Source organism: Kingella potus (genome assembly GCF_900451175.1).
In the GTDB taxonomy this organism is placed as follows: domain Bacteria; phylum Pseudomonadota; class Gammaproteobacteria; order Burkholderiales; family Neisseriaceae; genus Neisseria; species Neisseria potus.
Genome location: NZ_UGJJ01000002.1, coordinates 307222 through 321462 on the forward strand (window position 1 = coordinate 307222; position 14241 = coordinate 321462).

Annotated in this window: 16 protein-coding genes and 1 other RNA gene; 6 read left to right on the forward strand and 11 right to left on the reverse strand. The window is 59.7% G+C overall.

Annotation, left to right across the window (positions count from 1 at the left end; all coding sequences use genetic code 11):
* Positions 1–16: 16 nt before the first annotated feature.
* The 7 genes from DYE40_RS07980 to era form a co-directional block, all read right to left on the reverse strand.
* Positions 17–1309, reverse strand: a complete 1293-nt coding sequence (locus DYE40_RS07980) for an MFS transporter (RefSeq protein ID WP_115308587.1) — start codon at positions 1307–1309, stop codon at positions 17–19.
* The gene (gene ccoS / locus DYE40_RS07985) at positions 1306–1518 is read right to left on the reverse strand and encodes a cbb3-type cytochrome oxidase assembly protein CcoS (RefSeq protein WP_115308588.1); all 213 of its coding nucleotides are present in this window, start codon (positions 1516–1518) and stop codon (positions 1306–1308) included. Before ccoS ends, DYE40_RS07980 begins: the two co-directional genes overlap by 4 nt.
* Position 1519: 1 nt before the next feature.
* Positions 1520–1837, reverse strand: a complete 318-nt coding sequence (locus DYE40_RS07990) for an HLGFF motif protein (protein WP_115308589.1) — start codon at positions 1835–1837, stop codon at positions 1520–1522.
* Positions 1838–1891: 54 nt separating this feature from the next.
* Positions 1892–3004, reverse strand: coding sequence for a PilT/PilU family type 4a pilus ATPase (locus tag DYE40_RS07995; protein WP_174901019.1), 1113 nt, complete (start codon positions 3002–3004; stop codon positions 1892–1894).
* Between the two features lie 184 nt (positions 3005–3188).
* Complete coding sequence (locus tag DYE40_RS08000) at positions 3189–3560, reverse strand: SirB2 family protein (RefSeq protein WP_115308591.1); 372 nt, start codon at positions 3558–3560, stop codon at positions 3189–3191.
* A 20-nt stretch (positions 3561–3580) separates the two neighbouring features.
* A complete protein-coding gene (gene mnmM, locus DYE40_RS08005; RefSeq protein ID WP_115308592.1) occupies positions 3581–4156 on the reverse strand; it encodes a tRNA 5-(aminomethyl)-2-thiouridylate-methyltransferase MnmM in 576 nt (191 codons plus the stop codon).
* 301 nt (positions 4157–4457) lie between these two features.
* Complete coding sequence (gene era, locus DYE40_RS08010; protein ID WP_115308593.1) at positions 4458–5375, reverse strand: GTPase Era; 918 nt, start codon at positions 5373–5375, stop codon at positions 4458–4460.
* A gap of 151 nt (positions 5376–5526) precedes the next feature.
* Between era and DYE40_RS08015 the strand changes: the two genes are divergently transcribed.
* The gene (locus DYE40_RS08015; RefSeq protein WP_115308594.1) at positions 5527–6360 is read left to right on the forward strand and encodes a basic amino acid ABC transporter substrate-binding protein; all 834 of its coding nucleotides are present in this window, start codon (positions 5527–5529) and stop codon (positions 6358–6360) included.
* Positions 6361–6438: 78 nt separating this feature from the next.
* Here the strand turns inward: DYE40_RS08015 and DYE40_RS08020 are convergent, their stop codons facing one another.
* Positions 6439–6708, reverse strand: a complete 270-nt coding sequence (locus DYE40_RS08020) for a hypothetical protein (protein WP_115308595.1) — start codon at positions 6706–6708, stop codon at positions 6439–6441.
* A gap of 285 nt (positions 6709–6993) precedes the next feature.
* Between DYE40_RS08020 and DYE40_RS08025 the strand changes: the two genes are divergently transcribed.
* Complete coding sequence (locus DYE40_RS08025) at positions 6994–7419, forward strand: MliC family protein (protein ID WP_115308596.1); 426 nt, start codon at positions 6994–6996, stop codon at positions 7417–7419.
* Positions 7420–7718: 299 nt separating this feature from the next.
* Here the strand turns inward: DYE40_RS08025 and DYE40_RS08030 are convergent, their stop codons facing one another.
* On the reverse strand, positions 7719–8783 hold the full coding sequence (locus DYE40_RS08030; RefSeq protein ID WP_115308597.1) for a 2,3-butanediol dehydrogenase: 1065 nt from the start codon (positions 8781–8783) through the stop codon (positions 7719–7721).
* 354 nt (positions 8784–9137) lie between these two features.
* On the reverse strand, positions 9138–11471 hold the full coding sequence (gene recQ, locus DYE40_RS08035) for a DNA helicase RecQ (RefSeq protein ID WP_115308598.1): 2334 nt from the start codon (positions 11469–11471) through the stop codon (positions 9138–9140).
* A 58-nt stretch (positions 11472–11529) separates the two neighbouring features.
* On the opposite strand from recQ, the gene DYE40_RS08040 reads away from it, so the two are divergent.
* The 4 genes from DYE40_RS08040 to DYE40_RS08055 all read left to right on the forward strand — a co-directional run bounded on the left by DYE40_RS08040 (position 11530) and on the right by DYE40_RS08055 (position 13559).
* Positions 11530–11967 (forward strand): surface-adhesin E family protein, encoded by a 438-nt coding sequence (locus DYE40_RS08040; protein ID WP_115308599.1) that lies wholly within the window; start codon positions 11530–11532, stop codon positions 11965–11967.
* 45 nt (positions 11968–12012) lie between these two features.
* Positions 12013–12336 carry a hypothetical protein gene (locus tag DYE40_RS08045; protein WP_115308600.1) on the forward strand — a complete coding sequence of 108 codons (324 nt, stop codon included), beginning with the start codon at positions 12013–12015 and terminating at the stop codon, positions 12334–12336.
* Positions 12337–12430: 94 nt separating this feature from the next.
* Positions 12431–12795: RNase P RNA component class A (rnpB, locus tag DYE40_RS08050), an RNA gene on the forward strand.
* Positions 12796–12875: 80 nt separating this feature from the next.
* Positions 12876–13559: a 2,3-diphosphoglycerate-dependent phosphoglycerate mutase gene (locus tag DYE40_RS08055; RefSeq protein WP_115308948.1), complete on the forward strand. Its 684-nt coding sequence runs from the start codon at positions 12876–12878 to the stop codon at positions 13557–13559.
* 338 nt (positions 13560–13897) lie between these two features.
* Here DYE40_RS08055 and DYE40_RS12630 read toward each other — a convergent pair whose 3' ends face one another.
* Positions 13898–14068 (reverse strand): hypothetical protein, encoded by a 171-nt coding sequence (locus DYE40_RS12630; protein ID WP_172461240.1) that lies wholly within the window; start codon positions 14066–14068, stop codon positions 13898–13900.
* Between the last annotated feature and the right edge of the window lie 173 nt (positions 14069–14241).

A 14241-nucleotide genomic window follows, 5' to 3' on the forward strand; every position in this document is an offset into this window, starting at 1 on the left:
GCGTGGGGCGTATGGTTCAGCCGCGACGGATGAAGCGGCGGTCGAGTTTGACGAGGTAGGCGAGCAGGCCGAGGTTGCCGAGGGCGGCGGCAAGGTAGAGGAGGGCGATGCTGTCGGTAAGCAGGAGCAGGACTGCGCTGATGAGGGCGGCGGCCACCATGAAGAGGCCGTTGACGATGTTGTTGGCGGCAACGGCGTTGGCGCGGAATTCGTCGCTGCTGGCGGTTTGCAGCCAGGTGTAGAGGGGGACGGAGAAAAAGCCGCCGAAGAAGCCGATGGCGGTCATGCAGAGGATGACGGGATAGGCATCGGCGCGGGCAAGGAAGCCGGCTATGCCTTGGAGTTCGGCGGGATTGTAGTATTGTCCGTGGGTGAGGCGGACGAGGAGTATGCCGAAGATGGTAAGGCCGATGGTGCCGGCGGAAACAAGGCGCAGGTGCAGGCGGTGGCGGCTGATTTTGCTGCACAGGACGGAGCCTGCGGCGATGCCGACGGAGAAGAGGGCGAGCATGAGGTTGAAAACGCTGTCGTTGCCGCCGAGGTGTTTTTGGGTAAAGGTGGGGAGCTGGGTGGTGTACACCGCGCCGATGAGCCAAAACCAGGAGATGCCGATGATGGCGGTGTAGAGTTCTTTTTGGGCAAAGGTGTCTTTGAGGAGCTGCTTGGTGCTGCGCAGGATGTTGGGGTCGATTTTCTGGGCGGGGTTTTTCGCGCCGACGTAGGGCATAAAGAAGGAGGTGAACGTGCCGGCGGCGGCGATAAGGACGACGAGGGTCATGACGATGCCGTGCGGCCAGTCGGCGGCCATGGTGCCGAGGATTTGGCCGAGCAGGATGGCGAGGAAGGTACCCGATTCGATGAGGCTGTTGCCCATCATAAGGTCTTTTTCGCCGAGGTAGTCGGGGAGGATGGCGTATTTGAGCGGGCCGAACAGGGTGGATTGCGCACCCATGCAGAAGAGCATGGCCAAAAGCAGGGGGGCGGATTGGATGTGGAAGCCGTAGGCGGCAACGGCCATGATGAGGATTTCGAGGATTTTGATGACGCGGGCGAAGCGGGCTTTGTCGAAGCGGGTGCTGAGCTGTCCGGAAATAGAGGAGAAGAGGAAGTAGGGAAGGATGAAGAGCAGCGAGCCGAGGTTGAGCATTTGTGCGGGGGGGAGAATGCTGTTTGCGCCGAGGCCGTGGTAGCTGATCATGACGAACAGGGCGGTTTTGAACAGGTTGTCGTTGAACGCGCCGAGAAATTGTGTGCCGAAGAGGGGGGCGAAGCGGCGGGTTTTGGCGAAGGCGAAGCTGTTTCCGCTCATGGTTGTTCTCCGTTTCGGCTGCTTTCGGCAGGCGTGCCGCTTTTTTGGGGGTGTTGCGGCTCGCGGTAGCTGTCGTCGTCCATCAGGATGCGGTGGGCGGGGCCTTCGAGGTCGTCGAACTGGCCGGTTTTGCCCGACCACCAGAAAAAGTAGATGATGAGTGCGCCGAGTATCAGGCTGATGGGGACGAGGATGTACATGCTCTCCATGTCAGAACACTCCGTCCAGGTCGTTCAGAATGAAGGTCTGCCCGCTTATGGTAAGGTATTCGTTGCGGATGCGGCCTGCGGGTGTGCCTTCGCCGGTGTAGAGTTCGACGCGTTCGCCCTGCAAACGCCAAATGCCCGCGCGGCTGCTGTCGCAAAAGGGGGTGAGGACGCGGACGGCGGCGGCATCGGGCGGGGTTTCGCTTTGCAGTTTGACGAGGAAGCGTCCGGATTGGGGCGGCTGTTCGTGTTCGTTGTCGGGGGTCATGACGAAGAAACCGATGTGCCGGTCGTGTTCGGTGTGGAGGCTGAAACAGTGCATGGGCGTGTGTGTGGTGAGGCCGTCTGAAAACCGTTTTTCAGGCGGCCTGTGTGTTTATAAAAGCTCGAAGTCGATGCCAGCGTTTTGGCCGCGCCGGCTTTTGAGCTGGATGGCCAGGCGCAGGTCGTTGGCCGAGTCGGCGTTTTTGATGGCTTCGGCGTAGGAAATCTGGCCGCTTTCAAAGAGTTCGTACAGGGCCTGGTCGAAGGTCTGCATACCGATGTCGGTGGATTTTTTCATGATTTCTTTGATGCCGTGCACTTCGCCGCGCAAAATCAGGTCGGAAATCAGCGGCGACTGCAACAGCACTTCCACCGCCGCCGCACGGCCTTTGCCGTTTTCTTTGGGCACGAGGCGTTGGGAAACGAAGGCTTGGAGGTTGAGGGAGAGGTCGGTCAGAAGCTGGGTGCGTTTTTCTTCGGGGAAGAAGTTGATGATGCGGTCGAGTGCCTGGTTGGAGCTGTTGGCGTGGAGGGTGGCCATGCACAGGTGGCCGGTTTCGGCGAAGGCCAGTGCGTATTCCATGGTTTCCTGGTCGCGGATTTCGCCGATCAGGATGACATCGGGAGCCTGGCGCAGGGTGTTTTTCAGGGCGGCAAACCAGTTGTCGGTGTCCACGCCGACTTCGCGCTGGGTGATGATGCAGTTTTTGTGGGGATGGACAAATTCGATGGGGTCTTCGATGGTGATGATGTGGCCGTAGCTGTTTTCGTTGCGGTAGTCGATCATGGCGGCCAGCGAGGTGGATTTGCCCGAACCGGTGCCGCCGACAAAAATGACCAGCCCGCGTTTCTGCATGGCGACTTTTTTCAGGATTTCGGGCAGTTTCAGCTCGTCCATTTTCGGGATGACGCTGTTGATGATACGGATGACGAGTGCCGTTGCGCCGCGCTGGATCATGGCGTTTACGCGGAAACGCGCCACGCCGTCGATGCTGACGGCGAAGTTGCATTCTTTGGTGTTTTCAAATTCCTCGCGCTGTTTCTGCGTCATCAGGGCTTGGGCGATCGCGCCGCAGATGCCGGCGGTGAGCGGCTTTTCGGTAATCGGCGTGAGTTTGCCGTCGAGTTTCACGGCGGGGGGGAATTCTGCTGTGATGAAGAGGTCGGACGCTTTGTTTTCGTACATATAGCGCATCCAGCTGTGGATGGTTTCTTTGACGCTCATCGGTTCGGCGGTTGTTATCATGGTTTCAATCCCTGTAATGTGGAAAAGGCCGTCTGAAAGCCGGAACGGCTGTAACGGCGCGGAGACGGAGTGGAAAAAACGGGCGGATTATAGCCGACAAAACGATTGCGGCATATTGTCGGACAGGCCGTCCGAACGCTGTTTCAGACGGCCTGTACCGCGTTTAAAACGGCTTGTATTTCGCCAGATAATAAATGATGCCGATGATGCACAGGCTTATCACGTAAAACAGCCAGGCTTTGGGCGAGCGCGGTTTGGATTTGAGCGCGGCCATGCCGGCGAACACATAGGCCACGACCAGCAGCAGTTTCACGCCCAGCCAGTCGGCATTGCCGAACGGTGTCCAATGGGCGATGGTCATGACCCACAGGCCGGTAAACAGCAGGGTGGTGTCGTTCAGGTGCGGCAGCACTTTGAGTACGGCGGGCAGCGGCTTTTCCGGTTTGGCAAAACGCATCCAGTAGCGCAGATTGAACAGCAGAACGGTCATGGCGACAAAAAACAGATGGCCGTGTTTCGCCCAAATGTACATCATGGTCGGTGTTCCTTTTGATTTTATTGTTGGTTGTGCAGCGGCCGTTTTTCCACCGCCAGCAGCAGCGGCGGGCAGTTGCGCTGGTTGGTAAAGCCGTAGCGCAATACATGAAACCGCTCCTGCGGCAGGTTCCGCGCCCAAGCCTGCACCGCCGCGCTTTCCTCCGCGCCCTGCGGATGGCCGCCGTACAGCACCGCTGTCAGAATGCCGCCGTCGGCGAGCAGGGAAAGCGCGGCTTCGAGTGCGGCGGTGCTGGTGTCGGCACGGGTGGCAAGGCTTTTGTCGCCGCCGGGCAGGTAGCCGAAATTGAACACGGCGGCATCGAGCGGCTCTGCGATATGGCGGGACAGATTGGCGTGGCTGTCGCAAACCAGCCGCACCTGCGCCTCCGCGCCCGCCGCTTTCAGACGGCCTCTGGTGTTTTCCAGAGCCTGCGTTTGGATGTCGAACGCCCACACCCTGCCCGTTGTGCCGACCAGCCGCGCCAGCAGCAGCGTATCGAAGCCGTTGCCCGCCGTGCCGTCTAGGGCGCGTCCGCCGTTTTTCAGACGGCCTTCGAGCAGGCTGCGGGCAAAAGCGAGGGCGGGCAGGAGCATGGCGGCAGACGGGCAAAAAAACGCGGGCAAGTATAAAAGTTAAAGCCGTGTCTGCCAACTGCGGCGGCGCGGTTTTCAGACGGCCTCAAAGCGTGGAGGCCGTCTGAAAACGCATCGGGCAAACCGAATCCGCAGCGCGGCGGCCAACCGTTTTTGTATCCGTATGGCTGCGCCTGCCGTGCGCCAACCTTGTCCGTGCCGCAGGCCGCCGGTTCCGATACGGCTCTTTGCGGGTTTGGCAGCCGCTGCGGCGGAAAAGGCGGAATATTTGTTTTTCAGACGGCCTCTTAAGATTGCCGGTTTACAAACCCAGCTCGTTCAAAAAGCGGACATCGTCCGCCCAGCCGGATTTCACTTTCACCCACACTTTCAGGAACACTTTGCAGCCGAAGAGCTTTTCCATGTCCAGCCTGGCTTCGGTGGAGATTTTTTTCAGCTTTTCCCCGCCTTTGCCGATGACCATCGGTTTTTGGTTTTCCTTGTCCACCAGCACCGCGATGTAGATATGGTTGATGCCCTCCTGCTCGTCGAATTGTTCCACTTCCACATTCATCGCATAGGGCAGCTCTTCGCCCAAATAGCGGAACAGTTTTTCACGCACGATTTCCATGGCGAGGAAACGGGCGGATTTGTCGGTAACCATATCGTCGGGATACAGCGGAATACCCTCGGGCAGGAAAGGCTCGATCGTTTCGAGCAGATTGGCAATGCGCAGGCCGTGTTTCGCGCTGACGACTTCGCAGGCGGCAAAATCGAATCCGGCGCGGATGCCGTCGATAAAATGCTGCAGCGCGGCTTTGTCTTTCGCCTTGTCTTTGTCGATTTTGTTGACGGCAAGGATAACCGGCGTGTGCGGCGGAAGCTGTTTCATGACCGTACGGTCGGCTTCGGTAAAACGCATGGCTTCGACAACAAATACGATGACATCCACGCCGCCCAATGCTTCGGTTACGTTTTGGTTGAGGCGGTCGTTGAGCGCGTTGCGGTGGTCGGTTTGGAAGCCCGGGGTATCGACGAACACGAATTGCGCGGTGTCGCAGGTGTATATTCCGGTTACGCGGTTGCGCGTGGTTTGTGCCTTTTTGCTGGTGATGCTGACTTTTTGACCGATCAAATGGTTCATCAGCGTGGATTTGCCCACATTGGGGCGGCCGACGATGGCGATAAAGCCGCAGCGGTATCCTTCGCGCACGGAGGGGAAAACAGGGGAGGTGTCCATAAAAAATCCTGCGGCGCAAAGGCCGTCTGAAAACGGAAAGCCGCTATTCTGCCTGCTTGCGGCGGCGGCCAGCAAGCCTTTTCCGCCGCTTGCCGCTTATCCCGGCATTCTGTATCATGCCGCGCCTGTTAAAAATCTTTAAGGACACGCTATGTTTGATAAAACTTTTGCCGCTGCGGCCGCCGCTTTGCTGCTGTTGGCCGCCTGCTCGCAGGAAGGTTCGGCGCAGCAGGCCGCTTCGGGCGCACAGGGTGCGGCACAGCAGGAATACATCGTTGCCACCGACGCGGCCTATGCTCCGCTGGAATATATGGAAGGCGAGCAGGTGGTCGGCTTCTCGCGCGACATTCTTGCTGCGGCGGGCGAAAAGGAAGGTATCAAATTCAATTTCGTCAACACGCCCTTTGAAGGCATTTTCGCCAATGTGGCCAAAGGCGACAGCGATGTCGCCCTTGCCAGTATTACCATCACCGACGAGCGCAAACAGATAGTCGATTTTACCGACCCCTATTTCGAGGCGACACAGATGATTGTTACCTCTGAAAAGGGCAGCGACATCCAGTCTTTCGCCGATTTGAAAAACCGCAGCGTGTCGGTGCAGAACGGCACCACCGCCGATTTGATTTTGCAGGATTTGCAGGGCAAAGACAGCAAACTCATCCGCCGTTTCGAGAATATGCCGCTGGCGTTTAAAGAGCTGGCCGCCGGCGGCGTGGATGCTGCGGTGGGAGATAACGGAGTCGTCCAGTATTTCGTCGCCAACAATCCGGGTGTGAAATACAATATGTTTGTCGATCCCTCGTTTCCGAAAGAGCATTACGGCTTCGCGCTGAAAAAAGGCCGCAACGACGGCCTGCGCGAAAAAATCAACAAAGGGCTGGCGGCGGTAAAAGCCGACGGCACGTATGCCGAAATCGAACGGAAATGGTTTAAAAACAATGCTTCTGCGCAAGCTGCCGCCTCTGCCGCTTCGGAAGGAAAATAAGCGGGCAAGGCAGCGCGATACGGAAAAAGGCCGTCTGAAAAATCGTTTTCAGACGGCCTTTTTGTTGTTGCGCGGGGTTTATTTGCAGCTTACGCCGGCGATTTTTCCGTCGTTGAGCTTGATATTGCATCGGGTGGCGTTGCTGCCGGAGATGCTTACGCCGTCGCCGGATTTTTTAATCGTCAGCGGCTCTTTTACGCCCATCGATACGGCGGTGTTGGCCAGATTCTGCGTCAGCGTTTCATCCAGGCCGGCGGAGTTTTCCTGGATTTTGATGTCTTTGGCTGAGGCGGTGTGTACGGCTGCGGTCAGGGCGAGCGCGGCCAGTAAAGCTGTTTTTTTGTTCATATTGCGGTTTCCTTATGTGTCTGCCCGAAGTTTCAGGCCGGCGCAGGGTAAAGCAAATTTTTTGGCACGGCAAGCATTTAACGCGTTTTTATAGTGGAGCAAAATAAAAAGGCTGCGGCTTTGTGCCTTTGCTGTTTCGCCCCGCCGTATCGGGCGGCACCGGGCTGGCGGCGGGTAAATTCGGGTTAACCGGTATTGTCCGCGTCTGTGTCCGCCGATTAAGATGGCGCGGCAGCTTTGCTGCGTTTTCCGTTTTGTTTGTTTTATTTTTTGAGGAGTGAACACATGAAAGCAAAATTCCTGCCCGCTCTGGCCGCCGTTTTGGCTTTGGCTGCCTGCGCCGCACCCGAAGGACGTTCCGAACACGGACACGGACACCATCACGGCCACCGCCACGGACAAGACCGCCACCACGAACACCGTGGGGAAAAACACGAACGCCGTGGGGAAAAAGATGCGGGCAGCCGCTTCGGTTGCCGAAACGGCCTGTCGGTGCAGGTAAACAGCATGGGCAGCGACCGGATCAAGTTGGATTTGGACGGACAGGCCGTGGTGCTCTCCGCCGATGTGTCCGCTTCGGGCGAACGCTATGTGTCGGCTAACGGCCTCTACGGCAAAGCGACCGAGTGGCATCAGAAAGGCGGCGAGGCCGTTTTTGAGTTTACCGATCCCTACGGCAACAAAGTGGAAACCGTCTGCCAAGCCCGCTGATGTTTGATGTTTTCAGACGGCCGGAACGGCTGATACGGGAGGCCGTCTGAAAAAGCAAAAAGGCCGTCTGGAAAAACCTGCTGCCAATCAGGTTTTCAGACGGCCTTTTTTACTGAGACGGCGGGGAGCGCGTGCGTCGCCTTGGAGCGACACACCCTACGCAGGATTGTTGTAGGGTGTGCGGCTTTGCCACGCACGTGTTTCTGCAACCGTCCGCAGCACGCTCCTGCCATTATCTTCCACGCACGTAAAGGCCGTCTGAAAATGTTTTCAGACGGCCTTTGTTCATGCAAAGCGGCTTACAGATTCGGGCTGACGATAATCTTCACCGCAGATTCGTTGTTGTGGATCAGACGCTCGAAGCCTTCGGAAATCAGCTCGTCGAGTTTGATGCGCTGGGTGATGAAGGGCTCGAGGTTGATTTTGCCTTCTTCCACCAGCTTGATGGTTTCCTGATGGTCGTTGCAGTAGGCGATGGTGCCGCGCACGTCCAGCTCTTTCATCACCACGCTGTGTACGTTGATGGTGGCCGGATGGCTCCAAATGGACACGATGACCATTTTGGCGGTGGGTTTGCAGGCTTCGATCAGGGTATCCATCACTTTGTTGACGCTGGTGCATTCGAAAGCCACATCCACGCCTTCGCCGTTGGTGAGCTTGCGCACTTCTTCGACAATGTCGGTTTCCGACGGGTCGAGGATGTAGTCGGCCACGCCGGCTTCGCGGGCTTTTTCTTTGCGCGCTTTGCTCAGCTCGGTAATGATGACTTTCAGGCCTTTGGCTTTCAACACCGCCGCCAGCAGCAGGCCGATGGGACCTGCGCCGCCCACGAGGGCCACATCGCCCGCTTTCGCGCCGCTGCGCACAAAGGCGTGGTGGCCGACGGACAAAGGCTCGATCAAGGCTGCCTGATCCAGCGGGATTTTGTCGGAAATCGGGTGCACCCAGCGGCGTTTGACGGCGATTTTTTCCGAGAGGCCGCCGCCGCGGCCGCCCAGGCCGATGAAGTTCATGTCTTTGGAGAGGTGGTAGTTGCTGCCCGGACCGGTGGGGGTGTCGTCCCGCACGATGTAGGGTTCGACGACGACGTGCTGGCCGACTTTGATGTCGTCCACACCTTCGCCGACGGCATACACCACGCCGGAAAATTCATGTCCCATGGTTACGGGTGCGGACTCGCCGGAAATCGGGTGCGGGTGGCCGCAGGGCGGGATGAAAATCGGGCCTTCCATAAATTCGTGCAGGTCGGTGCCGCAGATGCCGCACCAGGCGACGTTGATGCCGACTGTGCCGGGAGCGACTGTGGGCTCGGGGATGTCTTCGATGCGGATGTCGCCTTTGTCGTAAAACCGTGCTGCTTTCATTGTGAAGCTCCTTCAAACTGAGGTGTTGTAAAACCGGACGGGCTTGCGGCAGGCTCGTTCTGACAACCGAATCCGCCGGAAGCCGCCGGCAGGAGGGTGTTGCGGGTAGGGATTCTACTCCTGTCGGGCGTACTTGGTAAGCGGGTATAAAGAGGGATCTTGCCGTGGCGGGACGGACGGAAGGAGAAGCTGCCGCTGCGGGCGGGATGGGGTACAAGGCGGCGCACGCATTTTCTGCTTTGACGGGCATGGGGCGGCATTTGTGCCGGCTGGCCGGACGGGAGGGACAGGCCGTCTGAAAATACTATTCGGGCGGATGCGTAACCTTGCAAACGGTTGCTTGAAAAGCGGTTTTCAGACGGCCTCTTGGCGGATGATTTCGAGGACGGCCTTGCCGTAACGGGTGGTTTTGTCTTCGTTCATGCCGTATACGGCGGCGAGGGCTTCAGGGGTGTGCGGCTGCTTGGCGGCGAGGGCGCGGAGGGTGTTTTTGCTGAGGATGCGGAAGGTTTCTTCGTTTTCGGCGGCGGCGGTGGCGGCACACCATGCGGTAAGGCGGCGCACAAGGCGGCGGCGGCGTTGCGCTTCGGGGGTGAGGCCGTCGGCAAATGGGCGGCAGAGGGCGAGGATTTCCGTGCCGTATTTGGCGGTGCGGGTGCTGCCGAGGCCGTATACGGTGGCAAGGTCGCCGGCTTCGGCGGGCGGGAAGGCGGCGAGGTCGGCGATGCTGTCGTCGGGGCAGACGGTGTGCGGGGCGGCGTTTTCTTCATTGGCGCGCTGCTGCCGCCATTGTTGCAGGGCGGCTTCGAGTTCGCGGCGGCGGGGGTGGGCGGGTGCGGGTGTTTCGAGGCCGTCTGAAAACGGTTCCGCAGGGTTTTCAGACGGCCTCCCTTCTGCGGCGGCATTTTGGCAGACGGCGAGGATTTGTGCGCCGAATCTGCGGATTTTGGCTTCGCCCAGGCCGTAGATGTCGTGGAGCCGGTCGGTGGTGTGCGGCTGTTTTCTGACCAGATCGCGCAGGGTGGCATCGCCGCAGATCATGTAGGCGGGTATTTCTTCGGCGCGGGCGAGGGTTTGCCGCCATTGGCGCAGCGCCTGCCAGAGGCGTTCTTCGCGCTCGGTGCGCAGCCAGGTTTCTTTCGGGCTGCGCTCTGCGCCTTTTTCGCGCTTGGGCGGGCGCAGCAGGACGGTTTGGCTGCCTTTGAGCACGGGAACGGCGGCTTCGGTCAGGCGCAGGGCGTGGTAGTGCTGCGGGTCGGTTTCGAGGTAGCCCAGGCCGATGCACTGGCGGATGATGCCGCGCCATTCTTTGTCGGACAGGTTGGCGCCGATGCCGTAGGTGGAGAGCTGTTCGTGGCGGTTGTCGCGTATCCATTGGTCGGCTTTGCCGCGCAGGATGTTGGTGATGTAGCCGGCGCCGAAACGTTGGCCGGCGCGGTAGATGCAGCTCAGGAGCTTGCGGACGTTTTCGGTGGCATCCTGCCGCACGGGCGGGTGCAGGCAGTTGTCGCAGTGGCCGCAGGGCGGGATGGTTTCGCCGAAGTGGCGCAGCAGGGCGGCACGGCGGCATTCGGAGGTTTCGCACACGGCAAACATGGCATCGAGCTTTTGCAGCTCGATTTGTTTTTGAAATTCGCCGCTGCCGCCGGTCTGTATGCGTTCGCGCAAGAGGGCGTAGTCGTTGAGGCCGTAGCACAGCCAGCTTTCGGCGGGGAGGCCGTCGCGTCCGGCGCGGCCGCTTTCCTGATAGAAGTGTTCGATGCTCTGGGGCATATCGAGATGGGCGACAAAGCGTACGTCGGGTTTGTCTATGCCCATGCCGAAGGCGACAGTGGCGGCGATGACGAGGCCGTCTTCGTGGGTGAAGCGGTGTTGCGCGGCTTCGCGTTCGGCCATGGACATACCCGCGTGGTAGGCGGCGGCGGCTATGCCGTTTTCGTTTAAAAAGGCGGCGGTGTCGTCGGCTTTTTTGCGGCTCAGGCAGTAAACGATGCCGCTTTCGCCGTTTTGCCGTTTGACAAACTGCAAAAGCTGCTTTTTGCCGCCGTTTTTCTCGACGACTTGGTAGTAGATGTTGGGGCGGTCGAAGCCGGCGACAAATTCGGGGGCGTTTTCGAGGCGGAGGTAGTGTTTGATGTCGGCGCGAGTTTCCGCGTCGGCGGTGGCGGTGAGGGCGATGCGCGGGATGTCGGGATAACGCCCGGCCAAAAGGCCGAGCCGGCGGTATTCGGGACGGAAGTCGTGTCCCCACTGGCTGACGCAGTGGGCTTCGTCGATGGCGAACAGGCTGACGGCGGTGTGGTCGAGAAAACGCAGGAAACGTTCGGTAACCAGCCGTTCGGGGGAGACGTAGAGCAGCTTCAGACGGCCTGTTGCGATGTCTTCGGCTATCTGCCGCGTTTCTTCGGGCGGCGTGCCGCTGTGTACCGCCGCACAATGCACGCCCGCCGTGCGCAGGTTGGCAACCTGGTCGTTCATCAGCGCGATGAGCGGGGAAACCACTACGGCCACGCCGTCGCGCATCAGCGCGGGAATCTGGTAGCACAGCGATTTGCCGCCGCCGGTGGGCATCAGCACCAGCAGGCTCTGCCCCGCCGCGAGCGTTCCGACGATTTCTTCCTGGCTGCCGCGGAACGCGGGGTAGCCGAACACCTCGTTCAGAATCTCAATCGCGCGCGGCTTGGACATAAAGGGTTTTCCGTTATAATGGGCGCGTTATTTTAAAGGCCGTCTGAAAGGATAGCAAATGAACGCCAAACGCCCTCTGCGCCTGTCCGCCGCCGCCCTCGCCGCCGTCCTGATACTGGCCGGCTGCCCCGCCAACGTGCCGCAGACCGGCGGCGATTGGTACAATCTGGGCGAAGCCGGCAACGGCAATCTGATGCTCGCGCTCGACAAAAACAGCATCCGCCGCAACGGCCCGCTCGTTACCTTCCGCGACCGCAAAATCGTCGTCGATATGAAAAACGAACGCTTCGTCAATGTGCCGCCCTACAAAACCGCCATCAGCACTTGGGAAATGCACTGCACCAACAAAACCTTCCGCCTCGTTTCCTCCACCCTCTACGACGACAAAGGCAAAATCGTTTCCGACGAAACCTACACCGCCGTGGACATCCGCCCGATGGCCATCCCGCCCAATTCGCTTACCGGCGAACAGCACAAAATCGTCTGCGCCGGATAGGCCGTCCGACTGCCGTTTTTTGTTTTTTTGTTTAAGGAGAACAGAATGAACGCCCGACCGTTTTTCGCCACACTCGTTTTGGCCGCCGCGCCCTTTGCCTGCGCCGACGCGGCCGACGAGCTGCTCAGCGCACAGGCCGCTTTCCGCCAGGCCCTGTCCGAACAAAACAGCACCGGCTCCAAGCTGGCTTTCGTCGAGGAAAAACTGACCGGCGCGCAGCAGCGCAAAGCCGCCGCCGAGGCCGACATCCAAACCTACACGCAGCAGCTCGAACAGATGCGGCAGCAGAAAGCCGCCGACGACAACGCCCTGCAACAGGCAGGCGAACGCCTCAACGCCGCCTGGCAGGCCGCACGCGGCGGCCGCTAGGCCGCGCCGTTTTCAAACGGCAAAACGCAGTAGAGAGGCCGTCTGAAAGTTTCAGACGGCCTTTTCCCTTTTCCGCTATAATCCGCGCCGCACACGGGTCGGACAGACAGTCGCCGCGTATCGCGTAAGGCATACGGGGAGGAAAGTCCGGGCTGCACAGGGCAGGATGCCGGCTAACGGCCGGGCGCGGCAACGCGACGGAAAGTGGAGCAGAAAGCAAAACCGCCGACGGCCGTCTGAAAAGGCGGCACGGGCAAGGGTGAAAAGGTGCGGTAAGAGCGCACCGTGCACCTGGCAACAGGGCGCAGCAGGCCAAACCCCATCCGCAGCAAGGCCAAACAGAACGCGACGACGCTGCCCGCCGAGCGTTCGGGTAGGCCGCTCGAACACACCGGCAACGGTGTGTCTAGACGAATGACTGTCCGACGACAGAACCCGGCTTACCGTCCGTCCCGCGTGCCCCGTTTTTTGGCCGTCTGAAAACCGTTTTCAGACGGCCTCTTGCCAATCCCACCAATCCGCAAACAAAGGAGCAAACTATGGAACTCGTCTTCATCCGCCACGGGCAAAGCGAATGGAACGCCAAAAACCTCTTCACCGGCTGGCGCGATGTCAATCTCAGCGAAAAGGGCGTTGCCGAAGCGCAGGCAGCCGGACGCAAGCTCAAAGAACGCGGCAACCGCTTCGACCTGGCCTTTACTTCCGTGCTGACCCGCGCCGTCAAAACCTGCAACATCGTGCTCGAAGAATGCGGCCAGCTCTATGTGCCGCAAATCAAAAGCTGGCGGCTGAACGAACGCCACTACGGCAGGCTGCAGGGCATGGACAAAAAGCAAACCGCCGAACAATACGGCGACGAGCAGGTGCGCATCTGGCGCAGGAGCTACGACACCCTGCCGCCGCTGCTCGATGCGGACGACGAATTTTCCGCGCACAAAGATCCGCGCTACGCCCACCTGCCCGCCGATGTCGTTCCCGACGGCGAAAATCTGAAAATCACGCTCGAGCGCGTGCTGCCGATATGGCACGACCGCATCGCGCCCGCCGTGCTGTCCGGCAAACGGGTGCTCGTTGCCGCCCACGGCAACAGCCTGCGCGCCCTGGTCAAGCATTTGGAACACATTTCCGACGACGACATTATGGGCGTGGAAATCCCCACCGGACAGCCGCTGGTGTACCGGCTCGGCGAGCGGCTGGAAGTGCTGGAAAAATTCTATCTCTAACCGTTTGCAAACGCCGCCGCGCAAGATACGGCGGCGGTTAAGCGTTTGCTTAAAGGCAGAGGCCGTCTGAAAAACTGTTTTCAGACGGCCTTTCTGTTCCGTATTGGAAAATGCCGCAAGTGTCCGCAACCGCGTGCGTGGCAGGGCTGCATACCCTGGCTGAACGGCAGGGGCCGTCTGAAAAACAAATCTGCGTTTTCAGACGGCCTGTTTTCATTTCCTCTTGCCGAGTCCCGCGCAGGGTGTACCGCGCACTGCGAGGTACGCGCTTTCTGCCGCAATGCGGCAGGCCGTCTGAAAATCGCAAGCAGGGTTCCAAACCCGCCGAATCCGTGTTTTCAGACGGCCTCTAAGCGTGTGATGCCTGCTGTGCCGAGTGCTTCGGCCAATGCGCCCGCCGTGCCGTGGCGGCCTGTCGGATAGGTGGGGTTGGACAGGGGGGGCGGATTGTTGTTGCGGACAGAACGCGTGCGTCGCCTTAGGGCGACACACGCTATGTTTCGGGGCATATACGGCGGCGTGTTTGTGTTTGCAGCTAAGTTGGAGGCCGTCTGAAAACGAATCGTGCAAACCAAATCCGCCGCGCGGCGGCCAATCGGTTTTGTATCCGTATGGCTTGCCTGCCGTGCGCAAACTTTGTCCGTGCCGCAGGCTGCCCGATTGCGATAAGGCTCTATTTTGT